Annotated in this window: 19 protein-coding genes and 1 tRNA gene; 5 read left to right on the top strand and 15 right to left on the bottom strand. The window is 72.1% G+C overall.

Annotated features, from left to right (window positions below; translation table 11 throughout):
* Positions 1–38: 38 nt before the first annotated feature.
* From ACQP17_RS24060 to ACQP17_RS24050, 3 genes are all read right to left on the bottom strand, one after another.
* Positions 39–1,889 carry a sel1 repeat family protein gene (locus ACQP17_RS24060; RefSeq protein ID WP_433858140.1) on the bottom strand — a complete coding sequence of 617 codons (1,851 nt, stop codon included), beginning with the start codon at positions 1,887–1,889 and terminating at the stop codon, positions 39–41.
* A gap of 209 nt (positions 1,890–2,098) precedes the next feature.
* A tRNA-Met gene (locus ACQP17_RS24055) sits at positions 2,099–2,172 on the bottom strand.
* Positions 2,173–2,281: 109 nt separating this feature from the next.
* Positions 2,282–5,089 carry a UPF0182 family membrane protein gene (locus tag ACQP17_RS24050; protein ID WP_433858139.1) on the bottom strand — a complete coding sequence of 936 codons (2,808 nt, stop codon included), beginning with the start codon at positions 5,087–5,089 and terminating at the stop codon, positions 2,282–2,284.
* Positions 5,090–5,303: 214 nt separating this feature from the next.
* Between ACQP17_RS24050 and ACQP17_RS24045 the strand changes: the two genes are divergently transcribed.
* Positions 5,304–5,858 carry a PPA1309 family protein gene (locus ACQP17_RS24045; RefSeq protein WP_433858138.1) on the top strand — a complete coding sequence of 185 codons (555 nt, stop codon included), beginning with the start codon at positions 5,304–5,306 and terminating at the stop codon, positions 5,856–5,858.
* A gap of 42 nt (positions 5,859–5,900) precedes the next feature.
* Here the strand turns inward: ACQP17_RS24045 and ACQP17_RS24040 are convergent, their stop codons facing one another.
* From ACQP17_RS24040 to ACQP17_RS24025, 4 genes are all read right to left on the bottom strand, one after another.
* Complete coding sequence (locus ACQP17_RS24040) at positions 5,901–7,001, bottom strand: YlbL family protein (RefSeq protein ID WP_433858137.1); 1,101 nt, start codon at positions 6,999–7,001, stop codon at positions 5,901–5,903.
* A 120-nt stretch (positions 7,002–7,121) separates the two neighbouring features.
* A complete protein-coding gene (locus ACQP17_RS24035) occupies positions 7,122–7,304 on the bottom strand; it encodes a hypothetical protein (RefSeq protein ID WP_006603228.1) in 183 nt (60 codons plus the stop codon).
* A 271-nt stretch (positions 7,305–7,575) separates the two neighbouring features.
* Positions 7,576–8,055 carry a molybdenum cofactor biosynthesis protein MoaE gene (locus tag ACQP17_RS24030; RefSeq protein WP_433858136.1) on the bottom strand — a complete coding sequence of 160 codons (480 nt, stop codon included), beginning with the start codon at positions 8,053–8,055 and terminating at the stop codon, positions 7,576–7,578.
* A 104-nt stretch (positions 8,056–8,159) separates the two neighbouring features.
* The gene (locus ACQP17_RS24025) at positions 8,160–9,311 is read right to left on the bottom strand and encodes an SDR family oxidoreductase (RefSeq protein ID WP_433858135.1); all 1,152 of its coding nucleotides are present in this window, start codon (positions 9,309–9,311) and stop codon (positions 8,160–8,162) included.
* Between the two features lie 192 nt (positions 9,312–9,503).
* Here ACQP17_RS24025 and ACQP17_RS24020 point away from each other — a divergent pair, with 192 nt between their 5' ends.
* Together ACQP17_RS24020 and ACQP17_RS24015 are read left to right on the top strand one after the other, a co-directional pair.
* A complete protein-coding gene (locus tag ACQP17_RS24020) occupies positions 9,504–10,985 on the top strand; it encodes a zinc-dependent metalloprotease (RefSeq protein WP_433858134.1) in 1,482 nt (493 codons plus the stop codon).
* A complete protein-coding gene (locus ACQP17_RS24015) occupies positions 10,982–11,512 on the top strand; it encodes an NUDIX hydrolase (RefSeq protein WP_433858133.1) in 531 nt (176 codons plus the stop codon). Before ACQP17_RS24020 ends, ACQP17_RS24015 begins: the two co-directional genes overlap by 4 nt.
* A gap of 81 nt (positions 11,513–11,593) precedes the next feature.
* Here the strand turns inward: ACQP17_RS24015 and ACQP17_RS24010 are convergent, their stop codons facing one another.
* The 4 genes from ACQP17_RS24010 to ACQP17_RS23995 form a co-directional block, all read right to left on the bottom strand.
* Positions 11,594–12,352 (bottom strand): AIM24 family protein, encoded by a 759-nt coding sequence (locus ACQP17_RS24010; RefSeq protein WP_433858132.1) that lies wholly within the window; start codon positions 12,350–12,352, stop codon positions 11,594–11,596.
* A 19-nt stretch (positions 12,353–12,371) separates the two neighbouring features.
* Positions 12,372–13,055 (bottom strand): AIM24 family protein, encoded by a 684-nt coding sequence (locus tag ACQP17_RS24005; protein ID WP_364883631.1) that lies wholly within the window; start codon positions 13,053–13,055, stop codon positions 12,372–12,374.
* Positions 13,056–13,066: 11 nt separating this feature from the next.
* Entirely contained in the window at positions 13,067–14,752 is a 1,686-nt protein-coding gene (locus ACQP17_RS24000) for a TerD family protein (protein WP_433858131.1), read from the bottom strand.
* Positions 14,753–14,864: 112 nt separating this feature from the next.
* On the bottom strand, positions 14,865–15,491 hold the full coding sequence (locus tag ACQP17_RS23995; RefSeq protein ID WP_433858130.1) for a M48 metallopeptidase family protein: 627 nt from the start codon (positions 15,489–15,491) through the stop codon (positions 14,865–14,867).
* 178 nt (positions 15,492–15,669) lie between these two features.
* Between ACQP17_RS23995 and ACQP17_RS23990 the strand changes: the two genes are divergently transcribed.
* Together ACQP17_RS23990 and ACQP17_RS23985 are read left to right on the top strand one after the other, a co-directional pair.
* Positions 15,670–16,797, top strand: a complete 1,128-nt coding sequence (locus ACQP17_RS23990; protein ID WP_433858129.1) for a ThiF family adenylyltransferase — start codon at positions 15,670–15,672, stop codon at positions 16,795–16,797.
* 56 nt (positions 16,798–16,853) lie between these two features.
* A complete protein-coding gene (locus ACQP17_RS23985; RefSeq protein WP_433858128.1) occupies positions 16,854–18,344 on the top strand; it encodes an ABC1 kinase family protein in 1,491 nt (496 codons plus the stop codon).
* A 179-nt stretch (positions 18,345–18,523) separates the two neighbouring features.
* Here ACQP17_RS23985 and ACQP17_RS23980 read toward each other — a convergent pair whose 3' ends face one another.
* The 4 genes from ACQP17_RS23980 to ACQP17_RS23965 all read right to left on the bottom strand — a co-directional run bounded on the left by ACQP17_RS23980 (position 18,524) and on the right by ACQP17_RS23965 (position 19,935).
* Entirely contained in the window at positions 18,524–18,721 is a 198-nt protein-coding gene (locus ACQP17_RS23980) for a hypothetical protein (protein ID WP_433858127.1), read from the bottom strand.
* 103 nt (positions 18,722–18,824) lie between these two features.
* Entirely contained in the window at positions 18,825–19,142 is a 318-nt protein-coding gene (locus tag ACQP17_RS23975; protein ID WP_433858126.1) for a hypothetical protein, read from the bottom strand.
* Positions 19,139–19,492 (bottom strand): WhiB family transcriptional regulator, encoded by a 354-nt coding sequence (locus tag ACQP17_RS23970; RefSeq protein ID WP_189104249.1) that lies wholly within the window; start codon positions 19,490–19,492, stop codon positions 19,139–19,141. Before ACQP17_RS23970 ends, ACQP17_RS23975 begins: the two co-directional genes overlap by 4 nt.
* Before the next feature lie 119 nt (positions 19,493–19,611).
* Positions 19,612–19,935, bottom strand: coding sequence for a hypothetical protein (locus ACQP17_RS23965; RefSeq protein WP_433858125.1), 324 nt, complete (start codon positions 19,933–19,935; stop codon positions 19,612–19,614).
* Between the last annotated feature and the right edge of the window lies 1 nt (position 19,936).

The following is a 19,936-nucleotide window of genomic DNA, read 5'->3' as shown; positions in this document are numbered from 1 at the left end:
CGGCCCCGGACCGGGCCCCGTGGACCCGGCCCCGGGCTTCAGGCGCTCAGCTCCTCCTGGAGCGCCGTCCGCAGCCGTGCCGCGCGCTCGGCCACCTCCGGCGGCCCCAGCTCCACGGCCCGGGCGCACCAGCTCTGCGCCTCCGCCAGCGCCCCGCGCCGGGCGGCGAGCAGCGCCAGCCGCAGGGCCGCCCGGCCGTGCCCGCCCTCGGCGGCACGCTGCCACCACAGGGCGGCCTCGGGGAGGCTGCCCTCGCGGGCCAGCAGCAGCCCGAGGTTGAAGGCACCGTTGCGGCTGCCCGCCTCGGCCGCCGCGCGGTAGCGGTCCGCGGCCTCGACCACGTCCCCGCGCGCCGCGGCGAACATGCCCATACGGACCTGGGCACGGCGGTGCCCCTGGGCCGCGGCCCGCTCGTACCACTGCATGCTCTCGTCGTCCGCCGGGCGCTCGCCGTCCGCGAGCCCCTCGCCGGCTGCCGACGCCTGGCGGTCGAGGAGGTCCGCGAGCCGGAAGGCCGCCTCGGGGCTGCCCCCGCCGGCCGCGCAGCGCAGATTGCGCTCCGCCTCCTGGAGTTCGCCCTCCCGCAGCTGCACGATGGCGACCTGGAGCGCCGCGTCCGTGTGCCCGGCCGCGGCCGCCCGCTCGTACCAGGCGTGCGCCGTACGCTCGGCACCCCGGCCGGCGTGCAGGATGCCGAGGTTGAACGCGGCGTCCACGCTGCCCGCCTCGGCCGCCTTGGAGAACCACGGCTCGGCGCCCGAGGCGTCGCCGCGCTGGAGCAGCAGGATGGCCAGCGCGTTGGCGGCCTCGCGGTGCCCGGCGTAGGCGGCGCGGCGGTACCACTGCTCGCCCCGCCCCTCCCGGCCCTGCGCGGCGCACAGCAGGCCGATGTTGTAGGCGCCGTTGACGTCCCCGGCGTCCAGGGCGGCGCGATACCAGCGCTCGGCGGTCTGCAGTTCGCCGCGGTCGGCGTGCAGGGCGCCCAGCGCGTTGGCGGCGTTGCCGTCACCGTCCTGGGCGGCGCGCCGCCACCACTCGGCCGCGCTCTCCTCGTCCCCGGCGTCCCGCAGCAGGAAGCCCAGCGCGCAGGCGGCGCGGGCCTCGCCGTCCTTGGCGGCGGACAGATACCAGCGGCCCGCCTCCTGGACGTCCCCGCGGTCCTCCAGGAGCGCGCCCAGCTGCAGCGCGGCCCGCCGGTGGCCGCGCGCGGCGGCCTGGCGGTACCACTGCTCGGCCTCCTCCTGCCGGCTCAGCTCGCCGTACGCGGGCATCGCGCGGTGGTCCGCGTCGCCGCCGTCCTCGATGAGCCGGGCGAGGCGGTACGCGGCCTCGCGGTGGCCGCGCTCGGCGGCCGTACGGAACCAGCGTCCGGCGCCGATGTCGCCGCGGTGCTCCAGGAGGTCGGCCAGCGCGTAGGCCCCCAGGCAGTGGCCGGACTCGGCGGACTGGCGCAGCCAGTACTCGGCGGCCGGCTCGTCACCGCGCTCGCGGTAGTGGCGCCCCAGGGCGTGCGCCGCGGCGGCGGAACCGGCGACGGCGGCGATCCGCCACCAGCCGCCCGCCTCGTCCGCGTAGCCCCGCTGATGCAGCAGGACCCCCAGATTGTTGGCCGCGGCGCGGTCACCGGCGGCGGCCGCGGAGCGCAGGTGCGGCTCGGCGCCGTCGAGGTCACCGCGGCGCAGCAGCAGCGCGCCCAGCGCGCTCATCGCGGCGGTGTCGCCCGCCTCGGCGGCCCGGCGGTGGCCGGACTCGGTCACCGCCTCGGACGCCTCGGCGGCTTCCGCCGCCTCCATCGCGTCCATCGGCACTTCGGATTCGCGCCCGTCGCCGGGCGCATGCACAAACCGGTCTGTCTCCAACAACCTTGCCTTGTCCCCCATAAGACCCATCGTCGCATCACCCGTTACCCGCGTACACCTGGTATACCGCAGCAAGTGAGGTCACTACAGCGGTTTGTCGACTTCCCGACACGACGACTTGGCAAACTCAAGCACACACCTACCCCACATCGGCCGCACGACCCGGCCTTGACCGATATCGTCCGGAACACACGACGAAGGCCCGGATCCCTTGAGGGATCCGGGCCTTGGCCATTCAGTAGCGGGGACAGGATTTGAACCTGCGACCTCTGGGTTATGAGCCCAGCGAGCTACCGAGCTGCTCCACCCCGCGTCGTTGTGTCCACAAGGTATCACGGCACCGGCCCGCCCCCGGACCGGCGCGGCCCCGTGCCGCCGGCGCGAACCGGCGGCACGGGGCCCGGGAGGTCGTGCGGGGCTGCTCAGCCGCCCGGCTTGCCGCCCTTCTCGGACGCCTTCGCCGCCCGGTCCAGCGCGGCCTTGAGCTTCTTCTGGGCCTCGCCGTAACCGGCCCAGTCGCCCGCGGCGCGTGCCTTCTCAGCCTCTTCATAGGCCTTCTCGGCATCGGACAGGGCCTGCTGCACCGTCTGGCCCGAGGGCTGCTGCCCGGTGTCGCTGCCGCCCGGCGGCTTCTCGGTGCCCGTACTGGGCGCCTTCTTGCCGAAGACCACGTCCAGCGCGTCCTTGAGGGAGTCCTCCAGGACGGGCTTGTTGTCGCCGTAGCTGACCAACACCTTCTTCAGCAGCGGGTAGTTGGTGTTGGCGCCGCGCAGATAGACCGGTTCGACGTAGAGCAGACCGCCGTCCAGGGGCACGGTCAGCAGATTGCCGTACTCGATCTCCGAGTCGCCGAGCTTCTTGAGGATGTTCAGCTCATTGGCGATGTTCGGATCGGAGTTGAACTTCGACTGCACCAGCTGTGGTCCGGGCACCGGTGTCTGCGAGGGGAGTTTCAGCAGTCTGATTTTGCCGTAGTCCGGACTCTTCGCATTGGCGTCGACGGCCATGAACGCCCCGAGGTTGTCCCGCTTGTTGGGCGTGAAGGTCGTCGTCAGCGAGAAGGTCCGGTCCTTCTGGTCCGGCATCTTCATGCTCAGGTAGTACGGCGGTACGGCGTTGCCCGACTTGGTGGTCGGGTCGTTCGGGATCTGCCAGCGCTCGGATCCGGTGTAGAAGGTGCCGGGGTCCGTGACGTGGTAGGTCGTGAGCAGCTGGCGCTGCACCTTGAAGAGGTCCTGCGGATAGCGCAGGTGTTCCCGCAGCGACGGGCTGATGGCGCTCTTCTTCTTGACCGTGCCGGGGAAGGACTTCATCCACGTCTTGAGGACGGGGTCCTTGTCGTCCCACTGGTAGAGCTTGACCGAGCCGTCGTAGGCGTCCACCGTCGCCTTGACGGAGTTGCGGATGTAGTTGACCTGGTTCTGCTGGGCCACCACCGCACGCTGGCCGTCGGTGAGCGAATCGGCCGTGCTGTCCCCGAGCGTGGTGCGCGAGGCGTACGGGTAGCCGTTGCTGGTGGTGTAGGCGTCCACGATCCACTTGATCCGGCCGTCGATGACCGCCGGATAGGCGTCGCCGTCGATGGTCAGCCAGGGGGCGACGGACTCCACGCGCTCCTTGGGCGTGCGGTTGTACAGGATCCGTGAGCCGTCGCCGATCGCGCCGGAGTAGAGGATCTGCGGCTCGCCGAACGCCACAGCGTAGGCGGCGCGGTTGACCGGGTTGGCGAGACTGACGCCGCTGGTGCCCCGGTAGCTGTAGCTCTTCTCGCCGCTGTCGTCGGAGTAGTCCAGCTCCTTTTGCGGACCGCCGACGATGGAGTACTGGGTGGTCTTCTCACCGTAGTAGACCCGCTGCTGGTACGAGCCGAGCTGGCCCTTGGCGGGCAGGTCCGACTCGGTGTACTTCGGGCCGCCGCCGTCGGCGGCCTCGGTCCCCTTGGCGGCGACCGCGCCGTAGCCGTGGGTGTACTTGAAGTGGTCGTTGATCCAGTTGCGCTCGGGGATGCCGGCGATGTTCAGCTCACGCAGACCGATGACGGTGTCCTGTTCGGCACCGTCCTTGTCCTTGTAGCGGTCGACGTCGAGGGTGGAGGGGAACTGGTAGTACCCGCGCACCTGCTGCTGTTGCTGGAAGGCCGGCGAGACCACGTTCGGGTCGAGCAGCCGCAGGCTGGCGGTGGTGTCGGCGTCGTCGCGCAGCCGCTGGCTGTCCGCCTTGTCGGCGGGCTTGTAGTTGCCCTTGTACGGGGTGACCTCGGAATTCTGGATGCCGTAGGCGTCCCGGGTCGCCTTGATGTTCTGCTTGATGTACGGCGCTTCCTTGGCCTGCTCGTTCGGCTGGACCTGGAACTTCTGCACGATCGCCGGGTAGAGCCCGCCGATCAGGACCGCCGAGAGCACCATCAGCCCGAAGCCGATCACCGGCAGCTGCCAGGTGCGCCGCCACAGCGTCGCGAAGAACAGCACCGCGCAGATCGCCGCGATGAAGAACAGGATGGTCTTCGCCGGGAGGTAGGCGTTGGCGTCGACGTAGCGCAGGCCGGTCCAGTTGTCGGCCGACTTCAGGCCGCTGGACTTGACCGCGAGGCCGTACCGGTCGAGCCAGTAGGCGATCGCCTTGAGCGAGACGAAGATGCCCAGCAGCACCGACAGATGGCCGGTCGCCGCCGCCGTCGCCCGCGAGCCGGGACTGGTCAGCCGCAGTCCGCCGTAGAGGTAGTGGGTCAGCGCCGCGGCGACCAGGCACAGCACCGCGCAGGCGAAGCCGAAGCTCAACAGGAAGCGGTACCAGGGCAGATCGAAGGTCCAGAAGGAGATGTCCTTGCCGAACTGCGGGTCCGTCTTGCCGAACGGCACGCCGTTGACCCACTGGAGCCAGGTGCGCCACTCGCCGGAGGCCGAGGCGCCGGCGATCAGGCCGATCGCCGCGGTGATCCCGATCAGCGCCCACTTCTTGAACGGCGCGATGCCCATCCGGTAGCGGTCCAGGCTCTGCTGCTCCATGGACATCGCACTCAGCGGCGGCCGCAGCCGGTGCGCCAGCCAGATGTTGACGCCGACGGCCGCGGCCATCACGACGCCGAACGAGAAGAACAGTCCGATCTTGGTCCACAGGGTCGTGGTGAAGACCGAGGAGTACTTGACCGATCGATACCAGAGCCAATCCGTCCAAAACCCCGCAAACATCACGAAGAGCATGGCCAGGACGGCCAGCACACCCAACGTCATGAGCAGGGTCCGGATCCGCCGCGATGGTCGGCCGACTCTGATCCGTGGCCCTGTCGGGCCTCCGCCGCGGTCCGGCATCTGGAAAGCCAAGGTGCGCACCTCGAAGTTCGCTGTCGTGTGGAGCAGGCCCGGCGATAGTAGGACCCACTGATGCAACTTACGAAGGCTTTACCCGGTTCCCGATTTCGGGGGGATACAAGGCACGATGTGCAGCATGACCAACCTCCCCGTTGACGGCACCCCCCTCGCCGCCGACCCCCTGACCCGCGCGGTGCTCGAAATCGACGAGTACAGCGCCGGGCTCGGCTGGGACCAGCCCGCCCGACTGTTCGCCCTCGTCGACACCGCCAAGCTGCGCGCACAGGAGCCCTCGCTCGCCGCTCAGCTCGGCATCGACGACTCCACCACCGCTTCCCTGACCCCCGTGGAGCAGGACGAGATCCCGGCGGGCGTCCCGCTGGACGAGTTCCTGGCCACCATCGCCTGGCCGGACGCCGTGAGCGGCTGCGCACTGACCGTGGAGCGGCTGATGCTGCCGCCCTCGGCGGAGGATTCCGAGCCGGCGGGCATGAACGAGGCGCAGCTCGCCACCTGGGTCGCCGAGCACCCGGACCGCCAGGAGGTCCGGATGACGGTGGCCGTGCTGCGCGACGGCCGCCGCGAATCGGCGCTGCGGCTGCGCGAGAAGGACTCCACGTCCGAGGTGCTCACCGGCGCGGCGCTGGTACCGGGCCTCGCGGACGCGCTGGCCACCACCTTCGAGGGCTGACCGGCCGGGCCGGGCCTCGGTGCCCGGCCCGCGGCCCGCCCGCTAGGACTTGCCCGCCGTGCCGCAGCCGGGCAGGCCGGCCAGATCGCCCTTGCGTATCTTCTCCAGCGCCTTGACGGCGCCCCCGATGGTGTCGACCTTCACCAGCCGGAGCCCGCTCGGGGTGTCCTTGGCGGCGGTGGCGCAGTTGTCCTTGGGCGTCAGGAAGAACTCCGCGCCCTTGTCGCGCGCGCCGACCGTCTTCATCGAAATGCCGCCGATGGGGCCGACCTTGCCCTTGTCGTCGATCGTCCCCGTGCCGGCCACGAACTTGCCGCCGGTCATGTCCCCGGGCGTGAGCTTGTCGACGATGCCCAGGGCGAACATCAGCCCGGCGCTCGGGCCGCCGACATCGGCCAGCTTGACGTCGATGGGGAACGGGAAGATGTGATCGGCCGCGGCCTGGATGCCGACGACGGCGCGGCCGTCGTCCGCCTTCTGCGTGGTGATCGTGACCTGCTTCTGCCCGGCGGTGCCGGGCTTCTTGCCCTTCTTCTCGGCCGCGGCGGCGTCCTTGGCGGGGATGATCGTGAACACCACCGGCTGGCCGGGCTTGTGCCGGGTGACGAGCTTGGCGACATCGCCGGTCTGCTTGACCGCCGTGCCGTCCACCGCCTTGATCACGTCGCCGGCGTGCAGCCGTCCGTCGGCCGGCTTGCCCTTGAGGACGGAGCCGACCACGGTCTGGCCGGCCACCGGGATGTGCAGCTGGCCGAGAGCGGCGGCCTTGGCGCTCTCCTGGGACTGGCTGAACTCCTCGGCGTTCTCCTGGTCGGCCTGCTCGGCCGTCTGCCCCTCGGGGTAGAGCGTCTTGTGGGGCACCACGGCGTTGTCGTGATCGAGCCAGCCGTACACCGCCTCGAAGAGGTTCATGGTGTAGTCGGGGCCGGTGACGCGGACCGTGGTCATGTTGAGATGCCCGGTCGTCGGGTACGTCTTGCGCCCGGAGATCGCCAGCACCGGCTCGCCGTCGTGATCACCGAGGGTGTTGACCGTGGGCCCCGGCGACATCTCGGAGTACGGCACGGGGATCAGCACTCCCGCGCAGAGCAGCGCGATCAGCATCAGGGTCGAGGCGAGCAGCGTCGCGGTGCGGCGTGGCATGGAACGACAGTACGGGACGGGTATGACAACCGGCCCGCGGGGCCGTCCGTCCGAGGGCCCTTCAGCGGCCCGCGCGGGGCAGTTGCCGGGGCTCCTCGCGGTGCGTGCGGACGCAGGTGCTCAGGCCGGGTCCGAGGCGGGGTCGGGGACGGAGTGCTCCTTCTCCATGGCGTCACGGAAACGGGCATAGCCCGCGAGCTCGGCCACGTCACCGGTCTTGCGGTTCCGCAGGGCCCAGCTGCTCCACACCGCGGCGATCAGTCCGGCACCGACCGGAATCAGCAGCCACAGGAGTGCACCCATCAACGACCTCCCTACCCCTAGTTCGACGAGATCGACGAATAAGCAGATTAACCATCTGCTGGGTCAACGCTCACGCCAGGGGGCGGGTTACGCAACTGGAACACAACGCACCGGTTCGCCCCGTCCGCGCAGGCCGGAGGCCTCGCGCCGGCGCGAGCCGCGCCCGCCCCGTCTGTGATCCCTCCTGCCCCGCGAACGCCTCGCCACGCCCCCGGATCCCCGGGGAACCGGCCCCCGCTTTCCCCGGAAACCCGCCGCCCCGTGGAGACGTTCAGGCCCCCACCCATTCCTCCGTGCCGTCCGAGAACGTCTGGTGCTTCCAGATCGGCACCTCGTGCTTGAGATCGTCGATCAGCCTGCGGCAGGCCTCGAAGGCCTCGCCCCGGTGCGGGCAGGACACCGCGACGACCACGGCGAGATCACCGATGCGCAGGTCGCCCACCCGGTGGACGGCGGCCAGCGCGCGCACCGGGTAGTCGGCGATCACCTTCTCGGCGATCCGGCGCAGCTCCGCCTCAGCACTGGGGTGCGCGGAGTAGCCCAGGCCGTCGACGTCGGCGCCGTTGTCGTGCGAGCGGACCGTGCCGACGAACAGCGCGGTGCCGCCGGCCGCGGCGTCGCCGACGGCGGTGAACACCTCGTCCACCGACAGCGCGGTGTCGCGGATCTCCAGGAGCCGGATCGGGTCCGCGGCGGCCCGCTCACCGGGGTGGTCGCGGCCGGGGGACGATACGGAGGGCGTGCCAGACATGGGTCCATCGTGCCGCACCGGGGCGCGCAGCGGGAATGGCCGTTTCCGCCCGTGGTGCGGGCCGCCGTCTGGAGACTCCTCCAGGACGGCGGCCCGGTCCGCGCTCAGATACGGCGGCGTGCCTTGCGGGCCCGCCGTACCAGGGCCGCGGTGCCCAGCAGGGCGACGGTGGCGCCGGCGGCACCGGCGGCGGTGGCGTCCTTGCGGCCCAGGCGGCGGCCGGCGACGGTGTGCCGCCCGGCGACCTCCTCCAGGAGTTCGGCGAGCACCTCCTCGTTCGTCCACCGGGGACGCCAGCCGGAGTCGTGCAGCCGGCTGCCGCTGACCACCCACGGGTACATCGTGTACGCGAGGTCCCCGGCGGGCGACGGCGTCAGCCCGATGCGGTGCAGGCGGGCCGCGGCGCCCAGGGCCACCGAGGACGGCAGCTCCATGCGCCGGGTGCCGGACAGCTCCTCGACCTCCTCCTGCTCCAGCCAGCCGTCGCAGCCGACCGCCAGCTCGCCCTCGACCTTCTCCAGCGCGGCGTGCTCCAGCGCGCTGACCAGGTCCTCGACGTGGCAGAACTGCCAGGCGGGGCGGGAGCCGGCCACGACCAGCAGGCGGGGCGACTCGAAGTACCGGGTCAGCGCGGTGTCGGTGCCGCCCACCAGGACGGCGGGGCGCAGCACGGTGACGTTCAGGCCCGGGTGTGCGCGGGGGGCGCGGTGCGCCAGGTGCTCGATCTCCAGCAGGTCGCCGACGCCGGTGGCGTCCGCGGTGGCGCGCAGCTCGGCGTCCTCGGCCAGGGGCACGTCGTTGTCCGGCAGCGCCCCGTAGACCATGGCGGAGGTGCACAGCACCACGCGGTGGACACCGGCGGCAGCTGCGGCGGTGAGCACGGTCTGGGTGCCGCGCACGTTGTAGGCGGTGCGGGCCGCGGCGTCGGTCTCCAGGTCGAGATCGAGCGCGAGGTGGACGACGACGTCCACGCCGCGCAGCTTGTCGGCGATGGCCGGGTCCCGGACGTCCAGGACGTGCCAGTGCGCCTCGGCGGTGTCACCGCGCCGCTCGTCGATGGCCACCACCTCCTTGACCTCGTCGGAGTCGGCCAGGGCGCGGGTGAGCAGGGCACCGACCCCGGAGGCGGCTCCGGTGACGGCGATGACGGGCCGGCCCGGTGGCCGGCCCGCGGCGCCGCCCGCGGGGTCGTCCGCCTTCTCGGTCGGGGCCGCAGCGTTTCGCGCTGCGCGAACGGTCGGATCTGGGGAACTCACCGGGCGTCTCCAGCGGTTGTCTTCAGTGCGTACGTGTGGTGACGCGTGCGCACCAGGTGGCGACCATCCTGCCGCAGCCACCGGGACAGCGAAGCACCGAGCCCCGAAGCGGCCCGGGTGTCTACGCTGGAGGTGATGTGGGCAGCCCGCCGTCGGCCACCTGGTCGGCGGCCCTACGAGCCGAGGAACCCCGTGAGTGACACCCCATTTGGATTCGGCCTTCCGCCGGAGGAGCCGGAGGACGGCGACAACGGCAAGAAGAAGGGCGGCCAGGGAGGTAGCCAGGGCCCCGCGGACCCCTTCGGGTTCGGCGGCGGGAGCGGCGGCGCGGACAATCCGTTCGCGGCGCTCTTCGGCGGCATGGGCGGCCCCGGCGGCGAAATGAACTCTGGCGACCTGGGAGCGGCCTTCCAGAAGCTCGGCCAGATGCTCTCCTACGAGGGTGGCCCGGTGAACTGGGACATGGCCAAGGACATCGCGCGGCAGACGGTCGCGCAGGGCGCCGAGGACGGCAGCAAGGACGCGAGCCTGTCGCCGGGCGAGCGCAGCGCGGTCGAGGAGGCCGTGCGGCTGGCGGACCTGTGGCTGGACGGGGTGACGTCGCTGCCGTCGGGCTCCGCCGCAGTGGTGGCCTGGAGCCGCGCCGAGTGGGTCGAGGAGACCCTGCCGGTGTGGAAGGACCTGGTCAACCCGCTCGCCGAGCGCGTCGGGGCGGCGATGGGCGATGTGCTCCCCGGGGAGATGCAGGCCATGGCCGGCCCGCTGCTGGGGATGATGCGCTCCATGGGCGGCGCGATGTTCGGCACCCAGATCGGGCAGGCGCTGGGCGTCCTGGCCAGTGAGGTCGTCGGTTCGACGGACATCGGACTGCCGCTGGGCCCGGCCGGCAAGGCCGCGCTGCTGCCCGGCAACATCGCCTCGTTCGGCGAGGGCCTGGGCGTGCCCCAGGAGGAGGTGCGGCTGTATCTGGCTCTGCGCGAGGCCGCCCACCAGCGACTCTTCGCCCATGTGCCGTGGCTGCGCTCGCATCTCTTCGGTGCGGTCGAGGGCTATGCGCGCGGCATCAAGGTCGACACCACCAAGCTCGAGGACGTGGTCGGCCAGATCGATCCACAGCACCCCGAGGAGCTGCAGAACGCCCTTCAGCAGGGCATGTTCCAGCCCGAGGACACCCCGGAGCAGAAGGCGGCGCTGGCTCGGCTGGAGACCGCGCTGGCGCTCGTCGAGGGCTGGGTGGACGCGGTGGTGCACGCCGCCGCCAAGCCGCATCTGCCGTCGTCGGACAAGCTCCGTGAGACCCTGCGCCGGCGCCGGGCCAGCGGTGGCCCCGCCGAGCAGACGTTCTCGACGCTGATCGGCCTGCAGCTGCGGCCGCGCCGGCTGCGGGACGCCTCGCGGCTGTGGGCGTCGCTGACGGACGCGCGGGGCCTGGAGGGCCGCGACGGCCTGTGGGAGCACCCGGACATGCTGCCGACGGCGGCCGACCTGGACGACCCGGACGGGTTCGTGCACCACGAGCAGCCGGACTTCTCCGAGCTGGACAAGATGCTCGGCGAGGCCGCGAGCGGCGGCAAGCCCGATCCGGGCAAGCCCGCCCGGGAGAGCGACGGCCCGGACGAGGCCCCCGGCGAGGGCAAGGCAGACGGCGACAGCAAGGGCGACGGCGAGAAGTGAGTCTGCACGAGGACGCGGCGCGGGTGCTCAAGGAGTGGCCCGCGCCGTCCCCCGCACAGGAACAGCTGCGGCTGGCGTATCTGGACCATCTCGCCGTCCGTCCGGACGGCATGTGGAAGCCCTGCAAGGAGGGGCATCTCACGGCCAGCGCGCTGGTGATCGATCCGGCCGGCGGCCGGGTACTGCTCACCCTGCACCGCAAGCTGAAGATGTGGCTGCAGATGGGCGGCCACTGCGAACCGCAGGACGCCTCGCTCGCCGAGGCGGCGCTGCGCGAGGCCCGGGAGGAGTCCGGGATCACGCGGGGGCTGACCCTGCTGCCCGGCGGTCCGGTGCGGCTGGATCGTCATGGCACGCCCTGCGCGGTGCATCTGGACGTCCAGTACGCGGCGCTGGCGCCCGCGGGCGCGGTGGCGGCGATCAGCGACGAGTCGCTGGACCTGCGCTGGTTCGCGTATGACGAGGTGCCCGGCGTCGCCGACGCGTCGGTGGTGCGGCTGGTGGAGCGCACCCGCGCCCTGCTCTAGATGCGGGCTGCCCCTGCGGCGCCCGTCCCGGTCTCCCCGGGGCGGGCGCCGTCGTCGTGCCTCACCGCGCGCCGGCGGGGGTCAGTTGGTGAAGATGTTGCCCTGGTTGTGTCCCCGGGCGCCCTGCTGGCCCATACCGAACTGGGCGGCCATACCGGCGCCCAGGACCGCGTTCTGCGGCGGCAGCAGCTCGCTGGGCTGGACCAGTGCGTAGCCCTGGCCGAGGAAGCTGAGTTCCCAGCCCTCACCGGTGTTGCCGCGGCGGCGCCACACCCCGGAGGAGTGCGTCTGCGCCTGCATCTGGACGCGCAGCGAGGCCGACCAGGCGACCACCGCGTCGGCGTCGGCGTTGACGTACTTCTCCGGCGTGATCTGGAGCATCAGGGGCTGGCCGGAGGTCATCAGGACGACCTTGCCCTGCCCGGAGATGTTGAGCTGGTACTTGCCGGTTCCGGAGATGCCGTACTGGCTGTCGACGGCGACGACGTCCCAGTGGAGGCCGGAGTCCAGCGCGAGGACGTAGCTGCTGTCGACGGTGAGGCCGTCGTGATCGACGTCGACGACATGGATGTGCTGGGCGAGGTTGGCCAGATAGACCGTGCCCTGCCCGGAGACACGCATCAGGTCGAGGCCCTCGCCGGAGTGGGCGCGGGCCCGGTGCTGGCCGGGTGTCTGGTAGTTGCCGTCGAATTCGAGCAGCCCCTGGTAGGCGACCATCGCGCCCTTGCGGGCGAGGAGGTCCTCGTGGCCCTGGAGCGCGACGCGCAGCAGCTGGTGGTTCTGCAGGGCGTAGCGGTCCTGGGTCTGTGCCTCGGTGAAGGCGAAAAGCGGACTCTGCATGGCGTGTTCGTCCTCCCCCTCAGCCCCGGGCCCGGAGCCGGTCGGTGCTGTCCTCGCTGGGCTGGACGACGACGAACCCCTGGCCGGAGAAGCCCAGTTGGTACGCCTCGCCGCTGCCGCGGCCGATCATCGAGGACGCCTTGAAGCTGCGCTTGCCCTTCATCTTCAGATGCGTCGACCAGGCGACCAGGGCATCGGGGTCCACATAGGTCTCGTCCTCGCCGCGGCCGCAGTCGACCACGATGGGGGTGCCCCGGGAGGTCAGCGCGACCCAGCCGGTGCCGGAGATCCCGACGTTGAAGAGCCCCTGGCCGGCGAACTTCGCCATGCCCTTGACGCGCTGGACTCCCCACTGGAGCTGGGTGTCGAAGGCGAGGAGGTTGGTGCCGTTGACGGACAGGGCGTCGTTGTCGAGGTGGATGCAGACGACGTCGGCGCCGTAGTCGGCGAGGTAGAGCACGCCGTCGCCGGAGCACTTCATCAGGGGCGCGCCTTCGCCGGTGAGCCACTGGGAGGCCATCTGGCGCACGGCGGGAGGGTTCGGCTCGTACTGGACGAAACCCTCGTAGGCGATCATGGAGCCGGTGCGGGCGAAGATGTCCTGGCCGCTCTGCATGGCGATCTTCACCATGGCGCTGCCGTGGTTCTCCATCCGGGCGGCGGGCGGAGTCGGGGCGTGGCCCGACAGCTGCTGCTGGTTCATGACGGGCTCCCTCAGACCTCGTAGGGCTGGACGACGATGAAGTTGCCGGGCGCGCCGCGGAACTGGAGGTTCACGGTCTCGCCGGAGTGGCCCGGGAAGGCGTGCCGGCGCAGGCTGACCTGACTGGAGATGATCACCTGCGAGCCGGCGGACCAGGCCACGATGGCGTTGGCGTCGGCGAAGGTGGTCGGGGTGACCGGCAGCACGACCGGGGTGCCCTGGGTCTTGACGACGACGGTGCCGGTCCCGTGGAACTGCATGGTGAACAGAGCGCCACCGGGGATGCCGTGGCCCTCGATGCGGCGGACCTCGTGCTGGAGCGACTCGTCGAAGGCGAGGACGCTCTCGGCGGACACGCAGATCGCGTCGCCCTGCAGCTCGATGGGGTGGACATGGGCGCTGTTCTCCGCGAGGAACACCTGGCCCTGGCCGGTGCAGCGCATCAGCTGCATTTCCTGGCCGGTGGCGTTGCCGACGATCCGGCCGCGGAAGCCGGCGCCCTTGTAGCCGAAGTCGACCTTGCCCTGGTAGAGCACCATGCTGCCCTGGCGGGCGAGCACCGGCTGCCCGTCGACACCGAGGTCGACCCGGATCAGCTTGCTGTTCTGCGGGGTCCAGCGCTGCCCGGTGGGCGCTTCCTTGTACTTGTCCAGAACGACATCGAGACCGGGGCCGCCGCCCTGGGGGACCGCCGGGGCCTGGGCGCCGGGATACGGGGCACCGGGCGGCGGCGCGGGCTGCCCGTAGGGGGCGGGCGGGCCCTGCGGGGCGCAGTATCCGCCGGGCGGCGGGGCCGGCTGCCCGTAGGGCGGTGCCTGCGGGGCCTGCTGCCCCGGGAAGCCGCCGGGGGCGGTCTGCGGGTGGCCGTACGGGTCCTGGCCGGGCCCCGGCTGCCCGTAGGGGGCGGGCGGCGGGCCGGGCACACCGGGCGGCGGTACCGGGCCGGCGGGCGGTGCCAGGGGCGCGGCGATGGTGGGCGCGTTGTGCACCTGCGGGACGGTGGGCTGCGCGGGCGCCGGCGGCGGGGCGGCCGGGGGCGCCGCGGCGGGCGGGGGCTGCTGCGGGGCGGGCGCGCCGAAGGACGGTGCGGGGGCGGCCGGTCCGGACGGGGGCGCGAAGCCGGGCACACCCTGCGCCGCGGCGGGCGGCTCGGGCGCGGCCGCCTCCTCCTCGGCGACCTCGCCGCCGAAGTTCTTCAGCAGCGCCTCCAGGCCGCCGTCGAAGCCCTGGCCGACGGCGGCGAACCGCCACACGTCCTTGAGGTAGAAGTCGCCGAGCATGACGGCGCGTTCGGTGCTGAACTCGCTGCCGGTGAAGGAGTAGCGGGCGACCTCTTCGCCGCCGGCCACGATCCGGAGGTAGCCGGGCCCGATCTGGGAGACCTGGCCCGCGCCGTCGAGGGCGGCGGTGAAGGTGAGCTTGTGGACCTGCGGCGGGATCTTGTCGAGGGTGACCCGGAAGGACTCACTGTCGCCGGCCTGCGGGCCCAGGAGCTGGATCGACTCCTCGGGCGAGGTGGGCTGGTTGAAGAAGATGAAGTACCGGTCGTCGGAGAGCCGCTCGTCGGCGTCCAGACCGAAGCAGCTGATGTCGAAGGTCAGGCCGGGACCGGCGATCTGCACGCCGACGTACAGATCCGTTCCCGCCGTGAGATCACCGATCTTGGCCTTGTGGCCGCGCTGGAATTCCCTGGCCATACGTAACGCCCGTCCCCCGCTCCCGCTGTGAGTTCGTCTGCGCGGCCAGGCTAACCGCTGGCGCCGACAGCGGGCGATGCCGGGGCGCGGCGGATCTGGGCGCGCCGCGGGCTCATTCGCCGCGGGCGGCGGGCAGATGGGGCAGCCGGTCGGCCGCGACCACCCCTTCGAGGTAGCCGCGGGCCCGTTCCGTACGGGGGTAGCACTCCAGCAGGCGCCAGAAGCGGGGCCCGTGACCGGGGACCAGCAGATGGGCGAGCTCGTGCAGCAGGACGTAGTCGATGACGTACTCGGGCATGCCCTGGAGGCGGTGCGAAAGACGGATGCTTCCCTCCGCCGGGGTGCACGAGCCCCAGCGGGTGTTCTGGTTGGTCACCCAGCGCACCGACGCCGGGCGGGCCCGGCCCTCCAGATACTGGACGGACAGCCTCCCGGCGCGCGCCGCCAGCTCGCCGTCGCCCAGTATCCGCTTGCTCTCCTGGGCGGCGAGCTTGTCCAGCATCACGGTCACCCAGCGCCGCTCCTCGGCCTCGGACATCCGGGCCGGGATCAGGACCACCGTGCGGTCGCCCTCGCGGTACGCGGAGACCGTCCTGCGCCGTCGTGAGCTGCGGCGCACCTCGACGGCGCTGGTGCCCGCACCCTGAGCCGTGGGGCTCGGGGCGGTCCGGCGCGAGGTGTCGGGGGCGCGGCGCAGAGGTGTCTCCCCTGAGCCGTGGGCGGAAGGGTCGGCGGGCACGCGCCCGACGTTACCCGCTGCCGTCGCGGGAAGTCCCGCCCCACGGTCGGTTCGCCGCCGAACCACCCCATGGCGTGCACAGCGTGGACGTCGGATACCCCCCGCCTGTGGATAACTTCCGCCCCGATTCGCCGCACGGCGCATGCTGGGGGCCGGACGACGAAGGACGGGGGATCAGATGAGGCATCCGATGCTCAAGCCGGCGCTGCGGCGGGGCTGGCGGGACAGGGAGACCGTGCGGTTCGGTGTGGCACCGGCCCACGCGAAGGTGGTCGGCCCGGTCGACACGGCGACGGGAAGCTTCCTGTCGCTGCTCGACGGCACCCGCAGCCTGCAGCAGCTGACCGAGGAGGCGGCGTTACTGGACCTCCCGCCCGCACACGTACGGGGCGTGGTCGAACGGCTCGGCGCGGCCGGGCTGCTGGAGGCTCCCACCGGGGGCGGCCCGGCGGCCGAGGCGGTGCGTGCCGACCCGGCGGCCTTCGGCCGGCTGCGGCCCGACCTGGCCGCCCTCTCGGTGCGGCATCCAGAGCCCGCGGGTGCCCTGGGCCGGATGGGCGCGCGCCGGGCGGTCCGGGTCAAGGTCAAGGGGGCGGGCCGGGTCGGTGCCGCGATCGCTTCGCTGCTCTCGGCCTCGGGGGTCGGCCGGGTGGAGGTGCTCGACGGCGGCACGGTCCGGCCGGAGGACGTGCTGCCCGGCGGGCTGACGGCCGAGCACACCGGCGAGCGGCGCAGCGCCGCCGCGCAGCGGCTGGTGCGCCGGGCCTCTCCCTGGAGCCGTACCCCGCGCCCGCGGGGCCCGGTCAGCGAGTCCGGGGAGCCGGGGCTGTCGCTGGTGGTGCTCGCCCCGCGCGACGGCCTCGGCGCCTACGCCCCCGACCCCGTGCTGTCCGAACCGCTGCTGACCGCCGGCATCCCGCATCTTTACGCGGGGGTGATCGAGGGCACGGGAGTGGTGGGTCCGCTGGTGCTGCCCGGTGGTTCGGCCTGTGCCCGCTGCGACGAGCTGCACCGCACGGACGCGGAGCCGGCCTGGCCGCGGCTGCTCGCGCAGTGGCGGTCGGGACGCGGTGCGCCCGCGGTGCCGGCGTGTGATGCCGCGCTGGCCACAACGGTCGCGGGCGTCGCCGCCCTCCAGGCGCTGACGTTCCTCGACGGTGAGCTACCGCCGTGCACAGGGGCGCGGATGGAGCTCGCCGCACCGTGTGCCGAGGTGCGCAGGGTGCCGGTCGCGCCGCATCCGGAGTGCGGCTGCGGTGCCGCCGCTGCACGGTGTGCGGCAGGCGCCTCGGATCCACGGCCGTGACACGCCACAATGACGGAGTAACCCCGGTTGGGGGACAGTGTGAGTTGGAGGGGCGCATGTCTGATCTTCCCCGCAAGGCGGTCACCCGTACCGCCAAGCTGGCCGCGCTGCCACTGGGGTTCGCCGGCCGTGCCACCTGGGGCCTGGGCAAGCGGATCGGCGGCAGATCCGCCGAGATCGTCGGCCGCGAGCTGCAACAGCGCACGGCGGAACAGCTCTTCAAGGTGCTCGGGGAGCTGAAGGGCGGGGCGATGAAGTTCGGGCAGGCGCTGTCCGTCTTCGAGTCGGCGCTGCCCGAGGAGATCGCCGGCCCCTACCGCGCCGCCCTGACGAAGCTTCAGGAGGCGGCCCCGCCGATGCCGACCGGCGCGGTGCACGCGGTGCTGGCGGAGCAGCTCGGCGAGGAGTGGCGGGAGCTGTTCGAGGAGTTCGAGGACAAGCCGGCTGCGGCGGCCTCGATCGGGCAGGTGCACCGTGCGGTGTGGCACGACGGCCGGGAGGTGGCCGTCAAGGTGCAGTATCCGGGCGCGGGCCAGGCGCTGCTGTCGGACCTGACCCAGCTGAGCCGGTTCGCCCGGCTGCTGGGCCCGCTGATGCCGGGCATGGACGTCAAGCCGCTGATCACCGAGCTGCGCGACCGGGTCTCGGAGGAGCTGGACTACTCCCTGGAGGCCGAGGCCCAGCGGGCACACGCCGAGGAGTTCGCCGGCGACCCCGACGTGGTGGTGCCCTCCGTGGTGCACCAGTGCGAGCAGGTACTGGTGACGGAGTGGATGGACGGGGTGCCGCTGTCCGAGGTGATCACGGACGGCACCGAAGAGCAGCGGGACCGCGCCGGTCAGCTCCTGGCCCGCTTCCTGTTCTCCGGCCCGGCCCGTACGGGTCTGCTGCACGCCGATCCGCACCCGGGCAACTTCCGGCTGCTGGCCGGCGACGACCCGGACGGCCCGGTCGACGAGTGGCGGCTGGGGGTGCTGGACTTCGGCACCGTGGACCGGCTGCCCGACGGGCTGCCCCCGACGATCGGCAGCTCACTGCGGATGACGCTCGACGGGGAAGCCGACGCCGTCTACCGGCTGCTGTGCGCGGAGGGCTTCGTCCGGGAGTCGATCGAGCTGGAACCGGACGCGGTGCTGGAGTATCTGCTGCCGATCATCGATCCGGCGCAGGTGGACGAGTTCACCTTCACCCGGAGCTGGATGCGCCACCAGGCGGCCCGGGTCGGCGATCCGCGCTCCCCCGCCCACCAGTTGGGCAAGCAGCTGAATCTGCCGCCCGCCTATCTGCTGATCCACCGGGTGACCCTGAGCACGATCGGGGTGCTGTGTCAGCTGGGGGCGACGGTGCGGCTGCGTGACGAACTGGAGGCCTGGCTGCCCGGCTTCGTCCCCGAGGAGGAGCCGCCCGGCCCGGACGTCACCGAGGACACCACCACCCTCGGCTCGGAGCCCGGCCCGCAGCGCGAACCGGAGCACGACACGGAGACCGGCGCGGCCGTCGTCGGTGCGGGACTCGGCAAGGAGGCCGTCGAAGAGACCACGGCCTGAGCCCGCGGGTCAGGCCTCTGCCCGTGCACCGGGGCCGCCGGGTCTGCCGCCCGCTCCGGTCACGGGGAGCGGGCAGGCCCGGGCGGGAGCGGGCGAGGCGGCCGTCCGGCATGCCCGCACGGCGGCGGGACCGGCCCGGGTCCACCCCGGCCGCACTCCCCCGGTGAGGGCGCCCGGTCTCACCACCAGTTCGAATCCAGGCGGCCCTCGATGGCGCGGATGTTCTTCCGCGCGCAGCTGTCGCAGTAGTAGCGGCGCTCACCGTTCTCGACGGAGAGCGTCCAGGTCGGTGGGGTGCCCTCGGCGACCGCGCCGCAGCCGGCACACTCCGTGTTCCCGTCCGCCAGCTCCGCCTGTTCATGCGTCCTCTGGTCCACCGTCCGACGATAGCCCCGTGCACCGCGGCACACACGATCCCACGCACCACGGGGCCCGCCCTGTCGGACGGACCCCGTGAACGGCGGCATCAAGCGCACCGTCTTACTGCATCACGGCCATGGCCAGCGCACGGCGGGCCCGCAGCGACGCGCGCTCGGCGCGCCGCTGCATACGCCGCGCGGCGGCGAGCCGATGGGCCCTGCGTTCTGATTCGGCCTCCCGCAGGCGTTCGTGCATATGCGCACGAGCCAGGGCTTCTGGGATGAGTTGCATCGCGAGGTTCCTGTTCTGACGCGACTCGATCGCGTCGGTGTTCACGGGGACGGGGGCGTCGGTGAGAGTGGGGTTCATCGTGAGGTCCTGCTTCTGGGGATCCCGGGTGACGGGATGGTCGATCGTTCCTGTGCCGAAGGCGTTCATGCCACAACCGGGTTCTTACGCGGACGGCCACGCGGCCGCTTCCGGGGCACGACGACGCCCTGAACGAAGAGTTCGCCGCCCCAGACGCCCCACGGCTCACGCCGGTCCTTGGCACCGGCGAGGCAGGCCTCACGCACCGGACAGGTCTGGCACAGGGTCTTGGCGTACTCGACGTCGGCCGGGGACTCCGCGAAGAAGACCTCCGGGTCGTAGGTGCGGCACGGAACAGCGGCGCCGAGGCGGTCGATCTCGTCGTCGAGCTCGGTGAGGGGAAGCAAGGAGTTCTCCTGAGGGTCAGGCGGAGGGATCAGGTCGGTCGCTACGGACGGGGTGTGCGTCTGCAGTTGCACGGTGGTGTGTTCCTCGTCTGTGAGGCCCGGCTGGTGGCCGGACGCTGGGGCAAACAAAAGGGCCGCGGATCCCGGTGTGGGTTCCGCGGCCCTGGAAGGTGCCGACCTGATCTCGCTGATCAGGCTGGATCTCTCCAGGGTTCGAGGCCGCGGTAGGCCCACATGTCATGCGTCTGGTACTGCTGCCGGGATTCGGCACCATTGGCCGCCGCGGAGGCAAAGGCATTCGCCGATGCCGCCACTGCTGCTACCGCAGGTGCCTCCGTCGGTCGCGCGGTGCGCTCACTGCGCGTCAGCACAGCGAGGGACTCGGGGCGCGCGACCTCGGTACCGGACGGGCGGCCGAAGCCGGACAGACCGGTGCCAAGGAGCGAGGTGCCGAGCGGGCAGGCGGCGACGACCGGGAGATCGGTCATTTTGTTCGTCTCAATGAAGCTGATCACT

Source organism: Streptomyces kronopolitis (genome assembly GCF_050953795.1).
Classification (GTDB): domain Bacteria; phylum Actinomycetota; class Actinomycetes; order Streptomycetales; family Streptomycetaceae; genus Streptomyces; species Streptomyces kronopolitis_A.
This window is presented reverse-complemented; position numbering and strand designations above follow the sequence as displayed.

Coding starts and splice junctions, on each gene's coding strand:
- ACQP17_RS24050 (WP_433858139.1), bottom strand. CDS start 5,089: ATGACGTTGGGTGTGCTGGCCGTCCTGGCCATGCTCTTCGTGATGTTT.
- ACQP17_RS24045 (WP_433858138.1), top strand. CDS start 5,304: ATGACCAACCTCCCCGTTGACGGCACCCCCCTCGCCGCCGACCCCCTG.
- ACQP17_RS24005 (WP_364883631.1), bottom strand. CDS start 13,055: ATGAACCAGCAGCAGCTGTCGGGCCACGCCCCGACTCCGCCCGCCGCC.
- ACQP17_RS23985 (WP_433858128.1), top strand. CDS start 16,854: ATGTCTGATCTTCCCCGCAAGGCGGTCACCCGTACCGCCAAGCTGGCC.
- ACQP17_RS24035 (WP_006603228.1), bottom strand. CDS start 7,304: ATGGGTGCACTCCTGTGGCTGCTGATTCCGGTCGGTGCCGGACTGATC.
- ACQP17_RS24030 (WP_433858136.1), bottom strand. CDS start 8,055: ATGTCTGGCACGCCCTCCGTATCGTCCCCCGGCCGCGACCACCCCGGT.
- ACQP17_RS24040 (WP_433858137.1), bottom strand. CDS start 7,001: ATGCCACGCCGCACCGCGACGCTGCTCGCCTCGACCCTGATGCTGATC.
- ACQP17_RS24000 (WP_433858131.1), bottom strand. CDS start 14,752: ATGGCCAGGGAATTCCAGCGCGGCCACAAGGCCAAGATCGGTGATCTC.
- ACQP17_RS24060 (WP_433858140.1), bottom strand. CDS start 1,889: ATGGGTCTTATGGGGGACAAGGCAAGGTTGTTGGAGACAGACCGGTTT.
- ACQP17_RS23990 (WP_433858129.1), top strand. CDS start 15,670: ATGAGGCATCCGATGCTCAAGCCGGCGCTGCGGCGGGGCTGGCGGGAC.
- ACQP17_RS24010 (WP_433858132.1), bottom strand. CDS start 12,352: ATGCAGAGTCCGCTTTTCGCCTTCACCGAGGCACAGACCCAGGACCGC.
- ACQP17_RS23975 (WP_433858126.1), bottom strand. CDS start 19,142: ATGAACGCCTTCGGCACAGGAACGATCGACCATCCCGTCACCCGGGAT.